Annotated in this window: 1 protein-coding gene and 1 pseudogene; both read left to right on the top strand. The window is 66.3% G+C overall.

What is annotated here, in order from left to right; genetic code table 11:
- Positions 1-20: 20 nt before the first annotated feature.
- Positions 21-497 (top strand): annotated as a pseudogene (locus WCB02_RS08825) (AMP-binding protein); the annotation flags it as partial.
- Positions 498-521: 24 nt separating this feature from the next.
- On the top strand, positions 522-1516 hold a 995-nt coding region (locus tag WCB02_RS08820; protein ID WP_423957570.1), incomplete at its 3' end, for a condensation domain-containing protein.

Here is a 1516-nt window from a genome sequence, read left to right as displayed (position 1 = left end):
GGACCTCCCCGGCAGGCGCTTTGACGGCGAAGGTTCCGATCGGCCGTCCGATCTCGAACACCCGAATCTATATTCTGGACGGGGATCGCGAACCGGTCCCCATTGGCGCTTCCGGCGAGATTCATATTGGCGGCGTGCAGGTTGGCAGGGGCTACCTGAACCGCCCCGGGCTGACGGCAGAGAGGTTCATCGCCAATCCTTTCGTGGAAGGAGAACGGCTCTACCTGACCGGCGACCTTGGCCGATATCGGCCCGACGGGACCATCGAATTTATTGGCCGCAATGATTTCCAGGTGAAGATCAGGGGCTTCCGGATCGAACTCGGCGAGATCGAGGCGCGACTCGCCGAGCATCCGGCGGTGCGCGAGGCGATTGTGCTCGCGCGAGAGGACGCGCCTGGCGACAAACGGCTCGTCGCTTATACCACAACGCGGCCGGATGCAGTTGCGCCAGGGGCCGATACCCTGCGCGCCTATCTTGCCGCCAGCCTGCCCGAATACATGGTTCCGGCGGCCTATGTCATGCTCGACGCGCTGCCGCTAAACCCGAACGGCAAGCTCGACCGCAACGCGCTGCCGGCGCCGGAGAGCAACGCCTTCTCTGCTCGCGACTTCGAGGCGCCGCGCGGAAAAACCGAGGAGATTCTGGCGCGGATCTGGGCCGACCTGCTCCGAGCGGAGCGCATCGGCCGCCACGACAACTTCTTCGAACTCGGCGGCCATTCGCTGCTTGCGGTAAGAATGCTTTCCCGGCTGCGGCAGATCCTTGGCGTCGACCTGCCGCTGGCCGATCTCTTCGCGATGCCGGTTCTGGCTGAGTTTGCCGCCGCCGCCGGGGAGGGTGCCCGGAGCGCCTTGCCGCCGATCGGACCGGCAAGCCGCGCCGGCCCTTTGCCTTTGTCGTTTGCGCAGCAGCGGTTATGGTTCCTGGCGCATCTGGAGCGGGTCAGCCAAGCTTATCACATCCCGCTGGGACTGCGGTTGCGCGGCGACCTCGACAGCCACGCCCTCAGGCGCGCGCTGGACCGCCTCGTCGCCAGGCACGAGGCGCTGCGGACGACTTTCGTCACTGTCGACGGCGAGCCGGTTCAGCGCATCGCCGCCGAGGACGTCGGCTTTGCGCTCGCAGAGCATGACCTCAGCCGTCAGGACGACGCCGAAGCCGCCTTACAACGGCTCACCGTCGAGGAGAGCCTAGGCGCATTCGATCTGGAAGCCGGTCCGCTGGCCCGCGGCCGGCTGATCCGGCTGTCCGCCCGCGAGCATGTGCTCCTCGTCACGTTGCATCACATCGTCTCCGACGGCTGGTCGATCGGTGTTCTGAACCGCGAGTTGAGCGCGCTCTACGGCGCGTTCCACGAGGGCCGTGTTGACCCTATGCCGGAAATGGCGATCCAATATGCGGATTACGCGGTCTGGCAGCGCCGCTGGCTCTCAGACGCAGTGCTGGCGGAGCAGGGCGACTATTGGCGGCGCGCTCTCGCGGGCGCGCCACCGGTTCTGAACTTGCCGACCGA

This window comes from Bradyrhizobium sp. (genome assembly GCF_049581145.1).
Taxonomy (GTDB): Bacteria; Pseudomonadota; Alphaproteobacteria; order Rhizobiales; family Xanthobacteraceae; genus Bradyrhizobium.
This window is presented reverse-complemented; position numbering and strand designations above follow the sequence as displayed.